Annotated in this window: 1 protein-coding gene; it reads right to left on the bottom strand. The window is 65.5% G+C overall.

The features are described from left to right. On the bottom strand, nt 1-371 hold a 371-nt coding region (locus EN869_RS33770; protein ID WP_128334417.1), incomplete at both ends, for a DUF444 family protein.

Genomic DNA, 371 nt, shown 5'->3' with positions numbered 1-371 from the left:
GGCAGCTCGAGATCCTCGAAGAAGAGGTCGAGCACTTCCTCGCGCGACAGCACAAAGCGGAAGTCGTCTTCGGATTCCGTGGTCCCTGGACTCGAAGAGCCGGCGCCCCCGCCGCCGGGCTTGGGGATCAGATCACCGGGGCTGAACGTCTTGTTTCCGGGCAGGATGTGCTGACGCCGCCCGCTGTCCTTGGCGTCGTTGAAGGCCGGTTCGCTGGTACCCTTCCGCGGCATCGGCACGGCGAGCTCCTTGTCCAGCTCGGCGATGCGGCCCGTGCGGACGTGGTCGCGGATGCTCTGCTTTAGCTCTTCCCGCGCGCGCCTCAAGAAGCGCTGGCGATTGCCCAGGCTTTTGTCCTTCGGATTCAGTCG

Origin of the sequence: Mesorhizobium sp. M2D.F.Ca.ET.226.01.1.1 (genome assembly GCF_004022705.2) — a bacterium.
Taxonomy (GTDB): domain Bacteria; phylum Pseudomonadota; class Alphaproteobacteria; order Rhizobiales; family Rhizobiaceae; genus Mesorhizobium.
This window is presented reverse-complemented; position numbering and strand designations above follow the sequence as displayed.